The 20,536-nt window shown below is 72.0% G+C and carries 15 protein-coding genes; 7 read left to right on the forward strand and 8 right to left on the reverse strand.

The genetic code is table 11. The annotated features are described in order from the left end of the window. Positions 1-893: 893 nt before the first annotated feature. Together ABGB17_RS26660 and ABGB17_RS26665 are read left to right on the forward strand one after the other, a co-directional pair. Entirely contained in the window at positions 894-3,173 is a 2,280-nt protein-coding gene (locus ABGB17_RS26660; protein ID WP_347634263.1) for an excinuclease ABC subunit UvrA, read from the forward strand. 469 nt (positions 3,174-3,642) lie between these two features. Beyond that, on the forward strand, positions 3,643-6,930 hold the full coding sequence (locus ABGB17_RS26665) for a PDZ domain-containing protein (protein WP_347634265.1): 3,288 nt from the start codon (positions 3,643-3,645) through the stop codon (positions 6,928-6,930). Positions 6,931-6,933: 3 nt separating this feature from the next. Here the strand turns inward: ABGB17_RS26665 and ABGB17_RS26670 are convergent, their stop codons facing one another. After that, entirely contained in the window at positions 6,934-7,920 is a 987-nt protein-coding gene (locus tag ABGB17_RS26670; protein WP_347634267.1) for a GDSL-type esterase/lipase family protein, read from the reverse strand. Positions 7,921-8,172: 252 nt separating this feature from the next. On the opposite strand from ABGB17_RS26670, the gene ABGB17_RS26675 reads away from it, so the two are divergent. Continuing rightward, a complete protein-coding gene (locus ABGB17_RS26675; protein ID WP_347634269.1) occupies positions 8,173-9,402 on the forward strand; it encodes an isochorismate synthase in 1,230 nt (409 codons plus the stop codon). On the opposite strand, the gene ABGB17_RS26680 is transcribed toward ABGB17_RS26675, so the two are convergent. Genes ABGB17_RS26680 through ABGB17_RS26690 form a run of 3 tightly spaced genes read right to left on the reverse strand, consistent with a single transcriptional unit; the run spans position 9,377 to position 12,188 of the window. Further along, positions 9,377-10,174 (reverse strand): ATP-binding cassette domain-containing protein, encoded by a 798-nt coding sequence (locus tag ABGB17_RS26680; RefSeq protein WP_347634271.1) that lies wholly within the window; start codon positions 10,172-10,174, stop codon positions 9,377-9,379. The genes ABGB17_RS26675 and ABGB17_RS26680 overlap by 26 nt on opposite strands. Next, complete coding sequence (locus tag ABGB17_RS26685) at positions 10,171-11,205, reverse strand: ABC transporter permease (protein ID WP_347634273.1); 1,035 nt, start codon at positions 11,203-11,205, stop codon at positions 10,171-10,173. The genes ABGB17_RS26680 and ABGB17_RS26685 overlap by 4 nt, the downstream gene beginning before the upstream one ends. Continuing rightward, complete coding sequence (locus ABGB17_RS26690) at positions 11,202-12,188, reverse strand: sugar ABC transporter substrate-binding protein (RefSeq protein ID WP_347634275.1); 987 nt, start codon at positions 12,186-12,188, stop codon at positions 11,202-11,204. The genes ABGB17_RS26685 and ABGB17_RS26690 overlap by 4 nt, the downstream gene beginning before the upstream one ends. Positions 12,189-12,468: 280 nt before the next feature. On the opposite strand from ABGB17_RS26690, the gene ABGB17_RS26695 reads away from it, so the two are divergent. After that, on the forward strand, positions 12,469-13,209 hold the full coding sequence (locus ABGB17_RS26695) for a GntR family transcriptional regulator (protein ID WP_347634277.1): 741 nt from the start codon (positions 12,469-12,471) through the stop codon (positions 13,207-13,209). 136 nt (positions 13,210-13,345) lie between these two features. Here ABGB17_RS26695 and ABGB17_RS26700 read toward each other — a convergent pair whose 3' ends face one another. From ABGB17_RS26700 to menB, 3 genes are all read right to left on the reverse strand, one after another. Then, positions 13,346-14,035: a DedA family protein gene (locus ABGB17_RS26700; RefSeq protein WP_347634279.1), complete on the reverse strand. Its 690-nt coding sequence runs from the start codon at positions 14,033-14,035 to the stop codon at positions 13,346-13,348. 10 nt (positions 14,036-14,045) lie between these two features. Further along, entirely contained in the window at positions 14,046-15,734 is a 1,689-nt protein-coding gene (gene menD / locus ABGB17_RS26705) for a 2-succinyl-5-enolpyruvyl-6-hydroxy-3-cyclohexene-1-carboxylic-acid synthase (protein ID WP_347634281.1), read from the reverse strand. A 74-nt stretch (positions 15,735-15,808) separates the two neighbouring features. Further along, positions 15,809-16,630, reverse strand: coding sequence for a 1,4-dihydroxy-2-naphthoyl-CoA synthase (menB, locus tag ABGB17_RS26710; protein ID WP_347634397.1), 822 nt, complete (start codon positions 16,628-16,630; stop codon positions 15,809-15,811). A gap of 97 nt (positions 16,631-16,727) precedes the next feature. On the opposite strand from menB, the gene ABGB17_RS26715 reads away from it, so the two are divergent. The 3 genes from ABGB17_RS26715 (at position 16,728) to ABGB17_RS26725 (ending at position 20,036) form a co-directional block, all read left to right on the forward strand. Continuing rightward, the gene (locus tag ABGB17_RS26715; protein WP_347634283.1) at positions 16,728-17,903 is read left to right on the forward strand and encodes an AMP-binding protein; all 1,176 of its coding nucleotides are present in this window, start codon (positions 16,728-16,730) and stop codon (positions 17,901-17,903) included. Between the two features lie 79 nt (positions 17,904-17,982). After that, positions 17,983-18,327 (forward strand): hypothetical protein, encoded by a 345-nt coding sequence (locus ABGB17_RS26720; protein WP_347634285.1) that lies wholly within the window; start codon positions 17,983-17,985, stop codon positions 18,325-18,327. A 272-nt stretch (positions 18,328-18,599) separates the two neighbouring features. Continuing rightward, positions 18,600-20,036 carry an RNA polymerase sigma factor gene (locus ABGB17_RS26725; RefSeq protein WP_347634286.1) on the forward strand — a complete coding sequence of 479 codons (1,437 nt, stop codon included), beginning with the start codon at positions 18,600-18,602 and terminating at the stop codon, positions 20,034-20,036. Between the two features lie 81 nt (positions 20,037-20,117). On the opposite strand, the gene ABGB17_RS26730 is transcribed toward ABGB17_RS26725, so the two are convergent. Next, entirely contained in the window at positions 20,118-20,516 is a 399-nt protein-coding gene (locus ABGB17_RS26730; RefSeq protein ID WP_347634288.1) for a hypothetical protein, read from the reverse strand. Positions 20,517-20,536 lie beyond the last annotated feature (20 nt).

Below are 20,536 nucleotides of genomic sequence, written 5' to 3' on the forward strand. Positions count from 1 at the left end.
CCCCCCGCCCTCACCCACGCACCCCACAGATTCCTGCCCGCCCTCCCTTCCTCTCCCCCGCCTTCCCTGGCGGACGACGGGGCCCTCGCCTCACCTACCCCGCGCACTCCCGCCGTCCCTTCCCCGCACTTGGCCTGGCGGAGGGCGGGACCCTCGCCCTCACCCACGCACCCCACAGGTTGCCTGCCCGCCCTTCCCCCTTCCCCCCGCCTTCCCTGGCGGACGACGGGGCCCTCGCCTCACCTACCCCGCGCACTCCCTCCCTTCCCCGCGCTTCCCCCAGGCGCGCGGTGGGGCCCTCGCTTCATCCATCCCCCCCACCAGACTCCCGCCCTCCACCGCCCCTTCCTCGCGCTTCCCGTGGTGGACGACGGGGCCCTCGCCCTCATCCGCCGACCCACAGACTCCCGCTGCCCGCCGTCCTTCCCCGGCGGTCGGCGGGGCCCTCACCCTCGCTCTCACCCACCTACAGACTCCTGCCGGCGTCTCCCTCCGTCGTGCTTATTTGCGGCCGGCGGTGGGAGGTGGTGGAGATGCGGGGGCCGTTTCCGTGGGCGCCACGGAGGTCGCATGGGGGGCGGCGTAGGTGCGCGTTTAGTGGGTCGAGGTTTTGGCGGCGTGGGGTGGGTTGCTGGGCGGCATCGCTTCGGGGGCGTTCGAAGTGTCGGCTGGAGGCGCGTGTCGGGGCTGTGCGGTTGATGGGGCGGCTTGACGTGATGTTTGAGACTTTGGCGGGAGAAACATTGAGATTTGGCGGTATGGGCTACGTCAAGTCTCAAACGTGGTGTCAATGAAAGAATTGAGGTAGGCGCCGGGGTTGTCGGCGGTGTTCCTCCACCATGAGAAAGGGTCGCTATGACGTACTCTCCGGTACGGTTCTTCTGGGTGGCGCGATGACGGGCGCGGGTCATGCGGCGGACAGTCATGATGTGATTCAGGTTCGGGGGGCTCGGGAGAACAACCTCACGGGTGTCTCGCTCGATATACCTAAGCGGCGTCTCACGGTGTTCACCGGGCTTTCCGGGTCCGGTAAGAGTTCGCTGGTGTTCGGCACCATCGCCGCTGAGTCGCAGCGGCTGATCAACGAGACTTACACGGCGTTCGTGCAGTCGTTCATGCCGAGTCTTGGGCGGCCGGATGTCGATGCGCTGCACAATCTCAGTGCGGCGATCATGGTGGACCAGGAGCGGATGGGGGCCAACTCCCGTTCCACGGTGGGGACGGCGACCGATGCCTACACCATGTTGCGGATCATCTACAGCCGGCTCGGTACGCCGCACATCGGTACGTCCTCCGCGTTCAGTTTCAATACCGCGGAGGGGATGTGCCCGGCCTGTGAGGGGCTCGGGGAGGTGTCCGACATCGACGTGTACCAACTGGTGGACGTCGATCGGTCGCTCAACGACGGTGCGGTGACCGTGCCGGGGTTCGACGTCGGGGGGTGGTACTGGCAGATTCTGGCTTCTTCGGGGTTCTTCGATCCGGCGGCCAGGCTGCGGGACCTGTCGCCGGCCGAGTGGGACGCACTGATGTTCAAGGCGGCCACCCCGGTCAAGGTGGGTGGGTCGACCATGACCTATGAGGGGCTCGCGGTGAAGGTGCGGCGGCTGTTCCTCAATAAGGATCGTGAGTCGATGCGGCCGCAGATGCGGGCGTTCGTGGACCGGGCGGTGGCGTTCGCGACCTGCCCGGAGTGCAAGGGGGCCCGGCTCAATCCGGCGGCGTTGTCGTCGACCATCCAGGGGCGCAACATCGCCGAGTGCTCGGCCATGCAGATCAACGAGCTGGCACGGTTCGTGGCCGAGCTGGACGAGCCGTCGGTGGCGCCGATGCTCGCCGGGCTGCGTGGCACGCTGGACAACCTGGTGGAGATCGGGCTCGGCTACCTCAGCCTGGACCGTCCCTCCCTCACGCTGTCCGGCGGGGAGTCGCAGCGCGTGAAGATGGTGCGCCATCTCGGCTCCAGTCTCACCGACGTCACCTATGTCTTCGACGAGCCGACGGCCGGGCTGCACCCGCACGACATCCAGCGCATGAACACCCTGCTGCGGCTGCTGCGGGACAAGGGGAACACGGTGCTCGTCGTGGAGCACAAACCCGAGGTGATCGCCATCGCCGATCACGTGGTGGACCTCGGCCCGGGCGCGGGCCCGGCCGGCGGGCGCATCTGTTTCACCGGGACCGTCGAGGAGTTGCGGCGTTCGGACACCCTGACCGGGCGTTACCTGGACCACAAGGTGACGCTGCGCGAGAAGCCGCGCGCGGCCACCGGGACGTTGCCCATCACCGGCGCCACCCTGCACAACCTCAAGGACGTCAGCGTGGACATCCCCCTCGGGGTGCTGACCGTGGTCACCGGGGTCGCCGGGTCGGGGAAGAGCTCGCTGATCCACGGCTACCTGCCGCGGTTCGACGGCGTCGTGGTGGCCGACCAGTCCCCCATCCGCGGCTCGCGGCGCAGCAACCCGGCCACGTACACCGGCCTGCTCGACCCGATCCGCACGGCGTTCGCCAAGGCCAACGGCGTCAAGGCGTCCCTGTTCAGCGCCAACTCCGAGGGCGCCTGCCCCGCCTGCAAGGGTCTTGGCCTGGTCTACACCGACCTGGCGATGATGGCCGGGGTCGCGTCGGTGTGCGAGCAGTGCGAGGGCAGGCGCTTCACCCCCGAGGTGCTCACCCACACGCTGAACGGCAAGAACATCAGCGAGGTCCTGCTGATGTCCATCGCCGAGGCCCGCGACTTCTTCACCTCCGGCCCCGCCCGGACCATCCTCAACCGCCTCGCGGACGTGGGCCTCGGCTACCTCAGCCTCGGCCAGCCCCTCACCACCCTGTCCGGCGGCGAACGGCAGCGCCTCAAGCTGGCCATCCACATGGCTGAGAAGTCCGCCATCTATGTCCTGGACGAGCCGACCACGGGGTTGCACCTGGCCGACGTGGACCGTCTGCTGGCCCTGCTCGACCGCCTGGTCGACACCGGCAACACGGTCATCGTCATCGAGCACCACCAGGCCGTCATGGCCCACGCCGACTGGATCATCGACCTCGGCCCGGGTGCCGGCCACGACGGCGGCCGCGTGGTCTTCACCGGCCCCCCGGCCGATCTGATCGCCGCCGGCGACACCCTGACGGCCCGGCATCTCCGGGAGTACCTCTCCCCAATCCCCCAATAACCCACTTAACGCCATATAGGTGATGATTGTCCCCCTCTGGGGTACTTACTCCCGATGATGCGGCTAATACAGCTATTAGCCGCATCATCGGCTTCACAGTCCCAGCGCGGGCGCCGAGCCGCGGCCGCTGACGACCGTGGTGAACACCAACCGGCAGGCGTCGTCGTCGGGCTGCAGTTCGAGGCGGAGGATCCCCTCGTCCCACGTGTGCTGCGTTCAACAGCCGCGGCAGGTCGGCCCGCGTGGACCGGCCGAGGCCCACGCCCGTGTGATCGTGCTCTGCCTTCGGCACGGACACGATCGCGGCGCCCTCCTCGGGGACGAACCGGAGGCCGCCCTCGACGCCACGGCGGGAACGGCCGATCATGAGGACGGCGGAAGGTAGGGGCACGGTTACCGCGAGAGGGGTCGGAGCGGGGAAGATGGGCGCTCAGCAGTGCAGAGCCCTCCGGAACGAACGTGAGGATTGATGTCCGTATATATCCGGTTTCCCGCGATCTTCGGGCAGGTAGTGGTGTTCACCGCCGAGGACGACCTGTGGATGGTGTCCGACGAGGGCGGGCGGGCGTTCCGGCTGACCGCCGGGCTCGCCGAGGCCACCTACCCCCGGTTCTCACCGGACGGCGGGCTGCTCGCGTTCGTCGGCCGCGAGGAGGGACCGGAGGAGGTCTACGTCATGCCCGCCGACGGCGGATCGGCCCGGCGGCTCACCTACGACGGAGCGCTGTGCACGGTGACGGCGTGGTCGCCGGACGGGGCGGTGATCTACGCCAGCGACGCCCGCCAGCCCTTCAACCGGCGCAAATGGCTGCACCGCGTGGACCCCGCCGGGCACTCGGAACCGCTGCCGCACGGACCGGCCAACACCATCACCTACGGGCACGGCGGCGCCGTGGTGCTCGGACGCAACACCGCCGACCCGGCCCGCTGGAAGCGTTACCGTGGCGGCACCGTCGGCGACCTCTGGATCGACAGGGAGGGCGACGGCCGCTTCGCCCGCCTCATCGCCCTGGCCGGCAACCTCGCCTCCCCGTGCTGGGCGGGGGAACGGATCTACTTCCTGTCCGACCACGAGGGCATCGGGAACGTCTACTCCTGCACCCCCGCCGGCACGGACCTGCGGCGCCACACCGACCACGGCGACTACTACGCCCGCAACCTGTCCAGCGACGGCACGCGCCTGGTGTACCACGCGGCGGGCGACCTGTACCTGCTCGACCCCGCCGAGGGTGAGTCCCGCCGCCTGGACGTGCGCCTCGGCAGCTCCCGCACCCAGCGCAACCGCCGCTTCGCCTCCGCGGCCCGCTACCTCGACAGCGCCCGGCTCGCCCCCGACGGCAGCGGCCTCGCCGTCACCACGCGCGGCAAGGCCTACTCGTTCGGCAACTGGGAGGGCCCGGTCCGCCAGCACGGCGAGCCCGACGGCGTCCGCTACCGCCTGCTGAGCTGGCTCCCCGGCCACGAACGCCTCGTGGCCGCCGCGAGCGACGAGGGCGAACGCGAGGTCCTCGTCGTGCTCACCGCGGACGGCAGCGCCGAGCCGATCCGCCTGACCGGCCTCGACACCGGCCGCGCCATCCACCTGGAGGTGTCCCCCGACACCGGCACCGACCGCATCGCGGTGACCAACCACCGCAACGAGCTGCTCGTCATCGACCTGCCCTCGGCCCCCGGCGAGGAAGCCGTCCTCACCGTCGCCGACCGTGCCCCTTACGCCCGGATCACCGACCCCACCTGGTCCCCGGAGGGCGACTGGCTCGCCTACTCCTGCCCCGAGACGGCCCACAGCACGGTGATCAAGCTTTACCGGACCGCGACCGGGCAGACCCACCGCGTCACCCGCCCCGTGCTGCGCGACGGCATGCCCGCCTTCGACCCCGAGGGCCGCTACCTGTACTTCATCGGCGAACGGGTCTTCAACCCCGTGTACGACTCCCTGCAGTTCGACCTCGGCTTCCCCCTCGGCACCCGCCCCTACGCCGTGACGCTGCGCGAGGACGTCGGCTCGCCGTTCGTCCTCGAACCCCGTCCCCTGTCGGGCGACGACACCGCGAAGAAGGGCACCGACCGTACGAGCGCCCCCGCGGGCGACGAGGACAGCGACCCCGCGGAGGCCGCCACCGGCACTGCCGAGGACACCGAGGACGACGAGTCCGGCGACGAGGAGGGCCTGCGCATCGACCTGGACGGCATCGAGCGCCGCGTCATCGCCTTCCCCGTCCCCGAGGGCCGGTACCACCGCGTCGCCGGCCTGAAGGACAAGGTGCTGTTCATCGTGTATCCCGTCTCCGGCAGCCGCGGCGACGAGTACGCCGACCCGGTCTCCGGCACCTTGCAGGCTTACGACCTGCGCAAGCAGAAACTCGACACCATCGCGGGCGACGTGTCCGACTTCCGTCTCGGCCAGGACGGCAGCACCCTGCTCTACCGCTCCGGCCGCCGCCTGCGCGTCGTCAAGGCCGGCGAGAGCCCGTCCGACGACGACGCCACCACCCGGGCCGCCGGCTGGATCGACCTGCACCGCGTCAAGGTGTCGGTGCTCCCGGACGCCGAGTGGCGGCAGATGTTCCGCGAGGCGTGGCGCCTGCAGCGCGAGCACTTCTGGGTGGAGGACATGGCGGGCATCGACTGGGACGGCGTGTACCGCCGCTACCTGCCGCTCGTCGACAAGATCGCCACCCGTGGCGAGTTCTCCGACCTGCTGTGGGAGCTGCACGGCGAGCTCGGCACGTCCCACGCCTACGAGGGCGGCGGGGAGTACCGCGAGAGCCCCCACTACTGGCAGGGCCTGCTCGGCGCCGACTGGGAGTACCGCGACGGCGCGCACGTCATCACCCGCGTCGTCCAGGGCGACCCGTGGGACCCCGAGGCCACCTCGCCCCTCAACCGCCCGGGACTGGACGTACGGCCCGGCGACGTGATCGTCGCGGTCAACGGCCGGCCGGTCACCACTCCCGCGGGCCCGGCGCCGCTGCTGGTCAACCAGGCCGACCAGGAGGTGGAACTGACCGTCCGGCGCGGCGACGGCCCGCCCCGCACCGTCACGGTCAAGGCCATGTCCGACGAGCAGCCCGCCCGCTACCGCGACTGGGTGGAGGCCAACCGTGCCCGCGTCCACGAACGCACCGACGGCCGCGTCGGCTACCTGCACATCCCCGACATGGGCCCCCTCGGCTACGCCGAGTTCCACCGCGGCTTCCTCGCCGAGCACGACCGCGAGGGCCTGGTGGTGGACGTCCGCTTCAACGGCGGCGGCCACGTCTCCGGCCTGCTGCTGCAGAAACTGGCCCGCCGGCGGCTCGGCTACGACTTCCCGCGCTGGGGCCTGCCCGAGCCCTACCCCGCCGAGTCGCCCCGCGGCCCGATGGTGGCCATCACCAACGAGCTGGCCGGCTCGGACGGCGACATCTTCAGCCACACGTTCAAACTGCTGCGCCTCGGCCCGCTGGTCGGCAAACGCACCTGGGGCGGCGTCATCGGCATCTGGCCCCGCCACCAGCTCGCCGACGGCACCGTCACCACCCAGCCGGAGTTCTCCTTCGCCTTCGACGACGTCGGCTGGCGGGTGGAGAACTACGGCACCGACCCCGACGTCGAGGTGGACATCACCCCGCAGGAGTACGCCCGCGGGGTCGACTCCCAGCTGGAGCGGGCCATCGACCTCGCCCTGGAGGCCCTGACCGAACATCCCCCGCACACGCCCAACCCGGCCGACCGGCCCCGTCTCACCGTGCCGCCGCTGCCGCCGCGCGGGTGACCGTCACCGGATGGCGGGCTGCTGGGCGACGGCGTCCTCGGCCGGCAGGGACGGCTCCGGGGTCACGGGCGGCGGAGGCGGTGTCACCGGGTCCTCCGCCGGAGGCGTCCGCTGGTCGGGGGCGTCCGGCTCGGGCTTCGGCTGCGCCAGCGGCTGGTCGCGGGCCAGCGGTGCGCGGTCGAAGGGGAAACTCGTCTTGAACGTCGCCTGCGACAGGGCGCGCTGGCCGTCCGCGTTGGGGTGGAAGAAGTCCCACTTGCTCACGTGGTCCAGCGTGAAGGGATAGGAGAACACCGCCCCGCCGTCGTAGCGGCACCCCGGCGTGTACGCCGCGCAGGCCTCGGCCATCGCGGCGTTGTACGCCTGCACGCGCTCGCGCACACGGTCACGGCGGGCCTGGTCCTTCTTGGCGTCGGAGCCGGCGTTGGCCAGCATCGTGGGGCAGATGCGGCCGATCGTCCAGAACGACTTGGCCAGGACGTTGTCCTTGCCGATGCGCCACAGCCGCTTGAGGTCGGGGATGCTCGCCGCGAACACCTTGACCCCCGACGGGGCGAGCACCGCGAGCGCCCGGTCGATCCGGGCGCGGTAGGTGGCCACCGGGGTCATCTTGGACTCGCTCTCCACGCACGCGTCCTGCGCGCCGATGAGCAGGGTGACGTACGCCGCCTTGGCCGCCACCGCCTTCTGCGCCTGGGCCGCCATGTCGGCGCTGGTGGACCCCGGCACCGCGAAGTTACGGTTGTGCCCCTTGATGGCGGGACCGAGCGCGAGCAGCCGCAGGTAGTGGCTGTTCACCCCCGGGTGGTCGCCCGCCGACCAGGACCGCGAGGTGCACGAGACGTACCAGCCGCAGGCGTTGAAGCCCGCGCTGATCGAGTCGCCGAGCGCCGCCATCACCGGCGGGACCGGGTCGGCCGCCAGCGCCACGGCCGTACCCGGCGTCCACGCCACCGCCGCGGCGAGCACGAACGCGATCCTTCTGACCATGGGCACCTCCGCCTGGGACACCATCCGATCCCGGAAGAGATCGAGGAACGAGCACCCAAGGTAGAGATCGGCGACCACCTGCTCTATTACCTCTGAGCAAGGCGTTGCTACCGTTGACCAAGTTCCTATCGCGGCTTGACATGGGAAGACGCGTGTGCAGCGTGGGACGGCGTGGCATCACGTTCCGTGGGCAGTGCTGTGAGAGGCGCCCCCGATGTCGAACGCGTTCAGTTTCCGCATAAGGTGGGCAAGGTGAGTGTCGCGCTCGGGATAACCCGCCCCCCGCTGGTTCGCACCATTCCCGTTCACGACCCGGAGGACCTGGTCGCCCGCCTGCCGCAGGCACCCCCCTACGCCTGGATCCACCAGGGGGACGGCCTGGTCGCCTGGGGAGAGGCCGCCAGGGTCACGGTGCCGCCGGGCGCGGGACGCTTCGACTGGGCGCGCCGCTGGCTGGCGCGCGCGTTCGCCGCGACCCGCGTGGACGACGACGTGCTCGTACCCGGGTCAGGGCCGGTCGCGTTCGGCTCGTTCACCTTCGACCCGGCCTCCGCCGGGTCGGTGCTCGTCGTCCCCCGCATCGTGCTCGGCCGCCGCGACGGCCGCGCCTGGCTGACCACGGTCGGCGACCCGCCCATCGACCTGATGGCGTCCCCCCGCGCGCCCGGTGGCGTGCTGTACGCCGACGGGTCGCGCACCGCGCCGGAGTGGGAGCACGCGGTGGCCCGGGCGGTCGGCGAGATCCGGTCCGGGCGGCTGGAGAAGGTCGTGCTGGCCCGCGACCTCATCGCCACCACCGAGCGGGACATCGACGTGCGCCTGCTGCTGGACCGCCTGGCCCGCGCCTACCCCGAGTGCTACACGTTCTCCTGTGACGGCCTGGTCGGCGCCACCCCCGAGCTGCTGGTGCGGCACACCGGCCAGTCCATCGAGTCGCTGGTGCTGGCGGGCACCACCCCCCGCGGTTCCACCCCCGCCGAGGACAAGGAACGCGGCGCGGCGCTGTTCGAGTCCCCCAAGAACCGGTACGAGCACGTCTGCGCCGTCGCCTCGGTCCGCGACGCGCTCGCCCCGCTGTGCGCGGAGCTGACCGTGCCCGACGAGCCCGAACTGCTGATCCTGCCCAACGTGCAGCACCTGGCCAGCCGCGTGCACGGCCGACTGGCCGACGGCGCCTCGGTGCTCGACGTCGTGGCCGCCATGCACCCCACCGCCGCCGTCGGCGGCACCCCCACCGGCGTCGCCCTCGACGTCATCCGCGAGCTGGAGGGCATGGACCGCGGCCGCTACGCCGGCCCCGTCGGCTGGATCGACGCCCGCGGCGACGGCGAATGGGGCATCGCCCTGCGCAGCGCCGAGATCGACGGCAACACCGCCCGCCTGTACGCCGGCTGCGGCATCATGAGCGACTCCGACCCCGCCGCCGAGCTCGCCGAGGCCCAGGCCAAGTTCCGCGTCATGCGCCAGGCCCTGGAGGGCTAGCGGGGCGGTCCAGCTCGCGGGCCAGGTCGTCCAGCTCGGCGCCGCCGGCCATCAGCGTGGTGAGCTTCTCACGGGTGACGGCGTCGCGGTCGTAGTGGCCCAGGCTGGTGCCGCGGTTCAGCACCAGGAAGCGGTCGCCGACCGGGTGGGCGTGGTGGGGGTTGTGGGTGATGAAGACCACACCGAGGCCGCGGTCACGGGCACGGGCGATGTAGCGGAGCACGACGCCGGCCTGTTTGACGCCGAGCGCGGAGGTGGGTTCGTCAAGGATGAGCACCCTCGCGCCGAAGTGCACGGCGCGGGCGATGGCCACCGACTGGCGTTCGCCGCCGGACAGCGTGCCGACGGGCTGGTCGACGTCGCGGATGTCGATGCCCATGGCGCGGAGCTCCTCGCGGGCCACACGCTTGGCCCTGGCCACGTCGAGGCGGCGCAGGGGGCCCTTGACGGGCTCGGAGCCGAGGAAGAAGTTCCGCCAGACGGACATCAGGGGGATCATCGCCAGGTCCTGGTGGACCGTGGCGATGCCGCGGTCGAGGGCCTCACGGGGGCCGGTGAGGCGCACAGGGGCGCCGTCCACCAGGTACTCGCCGGTGTCCTGCTGGTGGACGCCGGCGAGGATCTTGATGAGGGTGGACTTGCCAGCGCCGTTGTCACCGAGGACGCAGGTCACCTCACCGGCCCGGACCAGGGTCGAGACGCCGCGCAGGGCGATCACGCCGCCGAAGGTCTTGCCGATGTCGCGGACCTCCAGCAGCGGCGGGGCCGTCATCGCCGCACCTCCTCGGCGTAGCGGCGGACCAGGCGGTTGGTGAGGGTGGCCAGCAGCAGCATGCCGCCGAGGAAGAACGTGAACCAGTCGGCGTCCCAGCCGGCGAACACGATGCCCTTGTCCGCCATGCCGAAGATCATCGCGCCGATGGACGCGCCGATCGCCGAGCCGTACCCGCCGGTCAGCAGGCAGCCGCCGATCACGGCGGCGATGATGTAGACGAACTCCTGCCCGATGCCGGCGCTGGCCTGCACCGAGGTGAAGCGCAGCGCCATGATCGAGCCGACCAGCCACGCGGCGACGGCGGTGCCCATGAACAGGGCGATCTTGGTGCGGGCGGCCGGGACGCCGACGGCGCGTGCCACCCGCTCGTCCCCGCCCACCGCGAAGATCCAGTTCCCGGCGCGGGTGCGCATGAGGATCCAGGTGGCGAGAGCCGTCACGCCGATCCACCAGAAGATCGCCACCCGGAAGTCCACCCCGCCGACGGTCACCGAGCCCGCGAGCAGCGCCCGGGCCCCCTCGTACCCCTCGGCCCTGCGCAGCCCGCTCACCTGCACGGTGCCGGTGAGCGCCTTGGTGACGCCGAGGTTCAGCCCCTGGAGCATGAGGAACGCCCCCAGGGTCACGATGAAGCTCGGCAGCCTGGTGCGGACGACGAGCACACCGTTGGCGAAGCCCACCGCCAGCGCCAGCACGAGGCCCGCCGCCATGGCCGCCCACACGTTCCACCCGTACCGCGTGGCCAGGGTGACCAGCACGAGCCCGGTGGTACCGGTGAGCACGCCGGCCGACAGGTCGAACTCCCCGCCGATCATCAGCAGGGCGATGGCGACCGCCATGATGCCGAGCGTCGAGGCCGGGTCCAGCCAGTTGGCCACGCCGTCGGCGGAGCGGAACACCGGCGCCTCGGCCGAGAAGAACGCGAAGACGGCCACCGCGCCGACCACCGAGCCGAGCTCCGGGCGGATCAGCAGGCGCCGCGCCAGGCCGGTGCCCGCGATCCGCTCGTCGGCCGTGACGGTCGTCACCGGGTGCCGGCCTCGGCCAGCTTGGCGACCTGCGCCGCGTTCTCCTTGGTGACGAAGCCGGGGCCGGTGTTGACCGGCAGGCCGCCGCCGACGGTGTTGAGGTTGGACCTGTACAGGTGGAGGAAGGTGATCGGCAGCCAGCCCTGCAGGTACTGCTGCTGGTCCACCGCGAACAGGATCTCCCCGGCCTCGATGGCGTCCACGACGTCGGCCGACAGGTCGAACGTCGCCAGCTTGGCCGTGGAGCCGCCGTCCGCGATCGCGTCGCGGGCGGCGACGGCGACCGCCGGGTTGAGGGTGAGCACGCCGTTCAGCGAGGTGTCCGACTGGAGTCTCGCCTTGATCTTGGAGGTGGCGTCGGCGAGGTTGCTGACGTCCACCTGCAGCCGTTCCACCGTGCCGCCGAGGGTCGCCGTGGCGCCGTTGCACCGCTGGTCCAGGCCGACGTTGCCGGCCTCGTGGATGACGCACAGCAACTTGGTGACCCCCTCGGCCTTGAGCTTCTCGCCCGAGCCGCGCCCGGCCACCTCCTCCGACTGCCCGACGTGGGTGACGGCGCCGAACTCCTTGGACCGGTCGCCGCCGGAGTTGATGGTGACGACGGGGATCCCGGCGGCCACCGCCTTGCCGATCGACTCCCGCAGCGCGTCGGGGTTGGCCATGGACACCACCAGGCCGCCCGTCTTCTGGCTGACCGCCTGGTCGATGAGCTGGGCCTGACGCGCGGGGTCGCCGTCGCCTTGGTAGGTCACCGTGTCGCCGTACCGGCGGCCGGCCGCCTCGGCGCCGTTCTTGACGACGTCCCAGAACGCGTCGCCGGGCGCGCCGTGGGTGATCACGGCGAACGTGCTCCCGCTCCCCTGGCCCTGCGAGGCCGGCGCCGAGGCCCCGGCGGACGGGGCGGCCTGGCCGCCCCCGGAGCAGCCGCCGAGCGCCAGCGCGCCGAGCGCGAGCGCCGCCGCCAACCGCGTGGTCAGTCTCATGGACACCTCCCGTACCGTCCCGGAGGACGAGATCGGCCGCATGCCAGAGTTTGTAACCTCGCGTAACCATTCTGTCAATAATTTGTCGTGACATTCGGACCTATCCCGGCGTCCCTGCACGTTTCACGAGCGGAACAGCGGGACGCGGACGGCTCACCGGGCCACGGAACGGCGTGCCACCCTGACCGGCCCGTTCACTTGGCGTCAGGATTTGTCAGGACATTCTGACGTCCGCTAACCTCTCCCCGTAAGCGGTCGGTCACGGAGCCGGGAGTACGCCATGAGCACTCGACTCGACATCGATCTCGACCGGTCCAGCCCGGTGCCGCTCTACTTCCAGGTGGCCGAGCAGATAGCCGAGGCGATCCGGCGGGGCGACCTGGTGCCGGGGTCGCGGCTGGACAACGAGATCCTGCTGGCGGACCGGCTCGGGCTGTCGCGCCCCACGATCCGGCAGGCGATCCAGTACCTCGTGGACAAGGGCCTGCTGGTCCGCAAACGCGGGGTCGGCACCCAGGTGGTGCACGGGCAGGTCAAGCGGTCGGTCGAGCTGACCAGCCTGTACGACGACCTGCGGCGCGCGGGGCAGGAGCCGAGCACGCGGGTGCTCGCGCTGGAGCCGGTGGGCGCCGACGACGAGATCGCGGCCGTGCTCGGGGTCGCGGCCGGCACGCAGGTGGTGCACGTCGAGCGGGTGCGGTACGCCGCCGGGGAGCCGCTGGCGCTGCTGCACAACTGGCTGCCCGTGGGGCTCGGGCCGCTCACCGCGCAGGCGCTGGAGGAGCGCGGCCTGTACGAGCTGCTGCGCGCGGCCGGGGTCCGCATGCGCGTCGCCAACCAGCGCATCGGCGCCAAGGCCGCCACCCACACCGAGGCCCGCCTGCTGGACGAACGGCGCGGCGCCCCGCTGCTCACCATGACCCGCACCACCTACGACGACCAGGGCCGGGCCGTCGAGCACGGGTCGCACGTCTACCGGGCCGCGCACTACTCGCTGGAGGTCACGCTCATCGAGCGCTGACCCTGGTGGGGGTCTGGTTCTGTGACGTCTGGTGTGGCGAACGACCCGGCGCCTTTACAAAGTAGATCCGGTACCCGGCGTCTCCGAGAGGTGATCCCGCACGCGGGTCCTTGGCGGGCACCCCGGGTGGTGCGGCCTAGCCGGCCACCTCGGGCACGGCCTTCCCCGTCGTCCCGGGAATCGCGTCACCGGCGTCCTCCCCCGTGGGGTCCTCCGCGTGCCCGGCCGCGGCGCGGGAGGCGCGCCGCTTGAGGTACAGGGTGGTGCCGACGCCGCACAGGACGGCGGCGACCAGGCCAACCCACGAGAAGCCCTTGAGCCACCGCTCGGCCACGATGCCGAGGTAGTAGATGACCGCGGTGGTGCCGCCCGCCCACAGGATGCCGCCGAACACGTTGGCCACCAGGAACCGCCAGTACGGCATGCGCAGCGCCCCGGCGAGCGGCCCGGCCAGGATGCGCAGCAGGGCGATGAACCGGCCGAAGAAGACCGCCCACATGCCCCACCGGTCGAACGACTGCTTGGCCTTGACCAGGTGGGACGGCCCGAAGTGCTTGGGGAACCGCCTGCCGAGCCGGTCGAAAAGCGGCTGGCCGCCCCTGCGTCCGATGGCGTAGCCGATGGAGTCGCCGATGATCGCGCCCACGCTGGCGCAGACCCCGACCCACAGCGGGCTGACGGTGTGCTGGGCCGACAGCAGCGCCGCGCTGACCAGGACCACCTCGCCCGGCAGCGGGATGCCGAGGCTCTCCAAGCCGATGACCAGCCCGACGATCACGCAGATCCAAGCCGGCTCAATGGCTTGCAGCCATTCGTCGACATGCATGATTCACACCCTAGGTGGCGAGATGTTCTGCCTCGCCGGTCGTCGCGAGAAATGACATGACCGCCTCCTGGGCCGCCTCGCGCAGCGCCGCATGCAGCCGGGCGTTCTCGGCGCGATCGGTGCGCACCTCGACGACGCGCAGCCCCTCCCCCCTGATGGCCTTCGGCAGGTCGCCCGCCGAGGACAGCAGGGTGTAGGGGGTGCCGGTGGCCGCGGCCACGTAGGCGAGGTCCACGCCGTGCGGGGTGCCGAAGACGCGCTCGAACGGCGCGGTCAGCCCGGCCTGCGGCAGCAGCGAGAAGATGCCGCCGCCGTCGTTGTTCACCACGACCAGGCACAGGTCGGGACGCGGCTCGCGCGGGCCGAGGATCAGCCCGTTCTGGTCGTGCAGGAAGGCGAGGTCGCCGAGCAGCGCGTACGACGGGCCGTTGTGCGCCAGCGCGGCGCCGACCGCGGTGGACACCAGGCCGTCGATGCCGGCCGCGCCGCGGTTGGCCAGCAGCCGCAGGCCCCTGCGGGGCCGCATCGCCTGGTCCAGGTCGCGGATCGGCATGGAGGAGGCGCAGAACAGCAGCGCGTTGTTGGGCAGCGCGTCCGTCAGGTCACGGGCCAGCCGCGGCTCGCTGACGCCCGAGTCGTCCAGCACGGCGTCCACGGCCTCCCGCGCGGCCGCCTCGGCCGACCGCCAGGACCGCAGCCAGGAGTCGTCCCCCGCGGCGACCGGGATCTCGACGGCGGCGGCGACCTGGGTGGCCGACCGGGTGGGGTCAGGCCAGCGGGACATGTCCGGACTTACCACGATGTGCTCCGTGGCCCGCCTGAGCCAGGCCAGCAGCGGCCGGGACAGGGTCGGCCGGCCGAGCGTCACCACGACGTCGGGCACGTGGGCGTCGGCGAACTCGGGGGTGCCGAGCAGGAAGTGGTACGCCGAGATGGAGTGGTCGCCGTACCGGGCACCGCCGGTGGGCTCCGACAACACCGGCCAGCCCGCCATGCCGGCGGCGGCGACGTAGCGGCGCACGTTGGCGGCGCCGTCGCCGACGACGAGCACCCCGCGCCGCGTGGGGGCGACGTGCAGGGCCGCCGAAGGCGGCGCCACCCGGACGCGCACCCACGGGCCGGACGCGGCGCCGGTGAGCGGCTCGCTCCAGGTGTCGTCGCCGTCGGGGATCAGCGGCTCGCGGAACGCCAGGTTGAGGTGCACCGGGCCGGGGTCGCCCGGCCCGAGTGCCCGCTGGTAGGCCCGGCAGGTGAGCGAGCGCCAGTAGGCGACCTGGCCGGGGCGGTCCTCGGGCACGCCGACCTCGGCGAACCAGCGGACCGACCCGCCGTACAGATTGATCTGGTCGATGGTCTGGCTGGCGCCGGTGCCGCGCAGCTCCGGCGGCCGGTCGGCCGTCAGCACCAGCAGCGGCACGCCGGACTCGTGCGCCTCGATCACCGCGGGGTGGAAGTTGGCGGCGGCGGTGCCGGAGGTGCACACCAGCGCGACCGGCCGCTCGGACCGGCGGGCCAGCCCGAGCGCGAGGAACGACGCCGACCGCTCGTCGACGCGCACGTGCAGCCGGACCCGGGGGTCGGCGTGCGCGGCGATGGCCAGGGGCGCCGAGCGCGAGCCGGGGGCCAGCACCACCTCGGTCAGGCCGCAGCGCACCAGCTCGTCGACCAGCACGGACGACAGCGCGGTGGCGGGGTTCACCTGCCCTCCTCGGGCACGGCCGCGCCGCGGCCCCGCGGGGGGCGCGGGCGCACGGCCGCGGACAGACAGCTCATCTAGGGACGTCGGGGGAATCTGGAGAAATCAGGGCGCCGCTTCTCCTTGAACGCGTCACGGCCCTCCTGGGCCTCTTCGCTCATGTAGTACAGCAGCGTGGCGTCCCCGGCGAACTGCTGCATGCCGGCGGCGCCGTCGCTGACCGCGTTGATGGCGCCCTTGAGCATGCGCAGCGCCAGCGGCGACTTGTCGAGCATCTCCCGGCACCACTGGACGGTCTCGGCCTCCAGGTCGGCCAGCGGCACGACCTTGTTGACCAGGCCCATGGCCTCGGCCTCGGCCGCGTTGTAGAAGCGGCACAGGTACCAGATCTCGCGGGCCTTCTTCAGGCCGACGGTCTCGGCGAGCAGCCACGCGCCGTACCCGCCGTCGAACGAGCCGACCTTCGGGCCGGTCTGGCCGAAGACGGCGTTGTCGGCGGCGATGGTCAGGTCGCAGCAGACGTGGAGCACGTGCCCGCCGCCCACGGCGTACCCGGCGACCATCGCGACGACCGGCTTCGGCAGGCGACGGATCTGGATCTGCAGGTCCAGGACGTTGAGGCGGCCGATGCCGTCCGGGCCGACGTAGCCGTCGTCGCCGCGGATCTTCTGGTCGCCGCCGGAGCAGAACGCCTCGGTGCCCGCCCCGGTGAGGATGATCACACCGACCTCGCCGTCGTCGCGGGCCTTCTCGAAGGCGTCGCGAAGCTCGAACAGCGTGGTGGGGCGGAAGGCGTTGCGCCGCTCGGGACGGTTGATGGTGATCTTCGCGATGCCTTCGCCGGTCTCGTAGATGATGTCCTCGTAGTCACCGGACCGCTTCCAGTCGACAGTGCTCACGGTCACACTCGCTCCTCACTCACCTGCGCTCACCTGCGCGTCGCCCGGCCGGCGACTCGGGCGGGGGCGTGCATACGACGGGACTAACCTTACGACCGTGAGTGAGCGGCCTGTGCACGCGGTGGTTTCGCCTCCGGACGGCGCCCTTTTCGACCGCGTACGCCGGGCGCTGGACGGCGACGGCCCCGCGGTGCTGCCTCTGGACCCCGGGCTGCCCGGCCCGGCGCTGCGGGCGGTCCTCGCGGCGCTGCGCCCCACCCACGTGGTCACCCCCGAGGGCACGCGGCCCTTCCCCGGCGGGGTGCCCACCCGCGCGGGCACCGCGGTGATCATCTCGACGAGCGGGTCCACGGGGACGCCCAAGGGAGTGGAGCTGTCCGCCGGGGCGCTGACCGCCTCGGCGGAGGCGTCCCTGCGGCGGCTCGGGGCGCGGCCGGGGGAACGGTGGTTGTGCTGCCTGCCGCCGTCGCACGTCTCCGGCCTGCAGGTGCTGGTCCGGTCGGTGTTGTCGGGGACCGAGCCCCTGATCCACGAACGCTTCTCCCCCGCCGCGGTGGCCGCGAGCGGCGCCGACCACGTGTCCCTGGTGCCCACCCAGCTCAGGCGGCTCCTCGACCACGGCGCCGGCCTGTCAAGGTTCCGCACGGTGCTGCTCGGCGGGGCCGCCGCGCCGCCGGGCCTCGCCGCCGCGGCGGGCACGAGGGTCGTGACGACGTACGGCATGAGCGAGACCTGCGGCGGGTGCGTGTACGACGGCGTGCCGCTGGACGGCGTGGAGGCCGGTGTCGGGGCGGACGGGCGGATCAGGATCCGCGGGCCGGTGCTGTTCTCCGGATACCGGTCAGGGGCGGCGCCGTCGAACCTTCAGGGCGGCTGGTACGTCACATCTGATGTGGGAGAGTTCCGGGACGGACGCCTGCGCGTGCTCGGCCGCGCGGACGACGTGATCAACACCGGCGGGCGCAAGGTCGCCGCCGGGCCGGTGGCCGGCGTGCTGGCGGGCCACCCGGCGGTGCGCGACGCCGTGGTGGTGGGGCGGCCGCACCCGGAGTGGGGCGAGGAGGTGGTCGCGGTCGTCGTGCCCGCCGATCCGGGAGCCCCGCCGACGCTCGGGGAGCTACGCGCGGCGGTGAAGGAGACGCTGCCGGGCTACGCGGCGCCGCGGGCGCTGGAGGTGCTGGACGGGCTCCCGCTGCTGCCCAACGGCAAACATGATCTTGTAGCCATACGTCGCAATATTTTCGGCTTTGCTAGCACAAAGGATGAATCTTGACCACAATGTCCGGTCAAGGGAACCAGAAGTCACATCCGGCGCGTCATACCGGCAAGCCGGATCCAGGAAGGACGACGCTTTGATCAAGCCGACCCGCAAGATGTGGATCTCCGCCGGTGTCGCCGGTGTGATCCTCGCTGGGGGCATCTCCGTCGCGGCCGCGGCCGCCTCGGGAGGGTTGGGCGCCGGGAGCCCGAGCGGTACCTCGACGGACGCCCCGGGCGAGGCCCCCGGGCAGATCCCCGGCCCGGCCATCCCGCAGAACGCCGAGCCGACCCGCTCCCCCGAGAAGTTCGTCGTCCGCGAGGACATGGAGGGCGACCCGAAGAAGGTCGCCGAGTTCTGGACCGAGAGGCGCATGGAAGAGGCCGAGCCGCTCCCCATCCCGGTCCTCACGCCGGACAAACCCAAGAAGAAGGACTGACGGCGCCGCCCCGTCTCCGGGGCGCCCACCAGCGGATCTTCACGGGGAGGCGGGCCGCCGCGAGCGGCCCGCCTCTCGCCGTGCCGGGGACCCGCGCGCGGGACGAGGAGTGCGACCAGGGAAGATGGGTAGCACAGGACGGCGGTGGCGATGGGGAGCCTCCGGTACGCCACGGGAACAAACGACGCCCCGGAACGTTATTGATACTGGTGCGCCTGGATGCCGCGCCACCCCATCGAACGTAGGAACTCCGTGACGGAGGAGGTGTGCTCATGCCCCGAACCGCCGTGGCGACCTCGACTGAGCGCGAGGCCACCCCGACAATCGTCGCCCAGGTCATCGACCGCGGGCGAGCGCAAGGTCACCTTTCCCTCGCGGAACTCCGCGAGGCGTTCCACACGGCGCGGATCACGCCCGCCCGAGGGCGATCGATCCTGCGAGAGCTCACCGACGCCGGAGTGAGCCTCACCGCGGAGGACGCGCCGCCCGCGCGGACCGGAGCCCCGGCGAGGAAGACCCGTAAGAGCACCGCTGTGAAGACTACCGCGAAGACCGCAATGACCCGCACCATCGTCTCCACCGACCCGGCCGCCGACAACGCCGAGGACGTCCGGCCCGCCGAGGGCCGTGCGGGCACCGAGGCCGCGCGCACCCGTCGCCCCGCCGCCCGCCGTACCGGCAAGACCGCCGCGGCCGAGGTCCCGGCGCCCCGTCCCGAGCCCGACGACACCGAGGACGCCTGGGGCGAGCCGGACGAGGCCGACCTGCAGAGCGAGACACTCGACCTGGACGACCAGTCCTCGGTCATGGGTGACTCGGTGCACACCTACCTCAAGTCGATCGGCCGCCGCACGCTGCTCACCGCGGCCGAGGAGGTCGAGCTGGCCAAGCGCATCGAGGCCGGGCTGTACGCCGAGCACAAGCTGGAGAACGAGATCCTCACCGGCGACGAGCGGGCCGACCTCGAGTGGGTCGCCGCCGACGGCCGGCACGCCAAGGACCACATGCTGGAGGCCAACCTCCGGCTGGTCGTCTCGGTGGCGAAGAAGTACACCGACCGGGGCATGGCGCTGCTGGACGTCGTGCAGGAGGGCAACCTCGGGCTGATCCGCGCCGTGGAGAAGTTCGACTACTCCAAGGGGTACAAGTTCTCCACCTACGCCATGTGGTGGATCCGGCAGGCGATCCAGCGCGGGTTCGCCGACTCGGCCCGCACCATCCGGCTGCCGGTGCACGTGCTGGAGATGCTGTCCAAGCTGTCGCGCGTCGAGCGTGACATGCACCAGCGCCTCGGCCGCGAGCCCACCCCCGAGGAGCTGGCGGTGGAGCTCGACAAGACCCCCGACCAGATCGAGGAGCTGCTGCGCACCAGCCGCCAGCCGATCAGCCTCAACGCCACCATCGGCGAGGACGGCGAGACCACCATCGGCGACCTCATCGAGGACGTGGACGCCCCCGAGGCGTCCGAGGTGGTGGACCGGCAGTTGCTCGGCGCCGAGCTGCGCGGCGTCCTCGGCAACCTGACCCCGCGCGAGGCCAAGATCATGGCTCTGCGCTTCGGGCTGGTGGACGGCAAGCCGCACACCCTCGACGAGATCGGCAAGCACCTGGGCCTGACCCGGGAGCGCATCCGCCAGCTGGAGAAGGAGTCGCTCTCCAAGCTGCGCCACCCGAGCAACACCCGGCCCCTGCTGGACTGGGCGAGCTGACCCCGGCGCCGCGCTCCGGCCGGTCGTCACAGAACCCCGCACGGCACCGCCGTGCGGGGTTCGGCGTGTCTCAGGCGCGGGTCAGCCGGCGGCGGGCATGGGCCGGGGGACGCGGGCGATGCCGGTGAGGCGGTGCTCCTCGCGCAGGGTGCGCAGGCGGTCGACCTCGGCGGTCCACATGGCGCCACGCGGGGTCGCGACACCCTTGCGGCGGCGGATGCGGTCGTCGTAGGCCTTCACGCCGAGCGCGGCGCGCTTGGCGGCCTCGGCGGCGCGCAGGGCGTCGGTGAGGGCGCGGTCGTAGGCGAGGCCGGCGGCGCGGAGCTCGTCGGCACCGGCCCCGGCGGCCTGGGCACGGCGCAGCGCGGCCTCGGCGGCACGCGCCTTGTCCAGCAGCGCGGGGAAACCCTCGCCGACCTCATGATCGGCGTGATGCCTGACCTCGGCCTCCCGGCTGACCCCCGGTCGGAAAAACGCCATCGTCCGCCCCTTTCCGGCAC

The sequence above is a fragment of the Sphaerisporangium sp. B11E5 genome (genome assembly GCF_039871875.1).
Lineage (GTDB): Bacteria > Actinomycetota > Actinomycetes > Streptosporangiales > Streptosporangiaceae > Sphaerisporangium.

Bases quoted from the DNA above. Each gene is read 5' to 3' on its own strand.
- ABGB17_RS26660 (WP_347634263.1), top strand. From the start codon at position 894: ATGACGGGCGCGGGTCATGCGGCGGACAGTCATGATGTGATTCAGGTT.
- ABGB17_RS26665 (WP_347634265.1), top strand. From the start codon at position 3,643: ATGTCCGTATATATCCGGTTTCCCGCGATCTTCGGGCAGGTAGTGGTG.
- ABGB17_RS26670 (WP_347634267.1), bottom strand. From the start codon at position 7,920: ATGGTCAGAAGGATCGCGTTCGTGCTCGCCGCGGCGGTGGCGTGGACG.
- ABGB17_RS26680 (WP_347634271.1), bottom strand. From the start codon at position 10,174: ATGACGGCCCCGCCGCTGCTGGAGGTCCGCGACATCGGCAAGACCTTC.
- ABGB17_RS26690 (WP_347634275.1), bottom strand. From the start codon at position 12,188: ATGAGACTGACCACGCGGTTGGCGGCGGCGCTCGCGCTCGGCGCGCTG.
- ABGB17_RS26695 (WP_347634277.1), top strand. From the start codon at position 12,469: ATGAGCACTCGACTCGACATCGATCTCGACCGGTCCAGCCCGGTGCCG.
- ABGB17_RS26700 (WP_347634279.1), bottom strand. From the start codon at position 14,035: ATGCATGTCGACGAATGGCTGCAAGCCATTGAGCCGGCTTGGATCTGC.
- ABGB17_RS26725 (WP_347634286.1), top strand. From the start codon at position 18,600: ATGCCCCGAACCGCCGTGGCGACCTCGACTGAGCGCGAGGCCACCCCG.
- ABGB17_RS26730 (WP_347634288.1), bottom strand. From the start codon at position 20,516: ATGGCGTTTTTCCGACCGGGGGTCAGCCGGGAGGCCGAGGTCAGGCAT.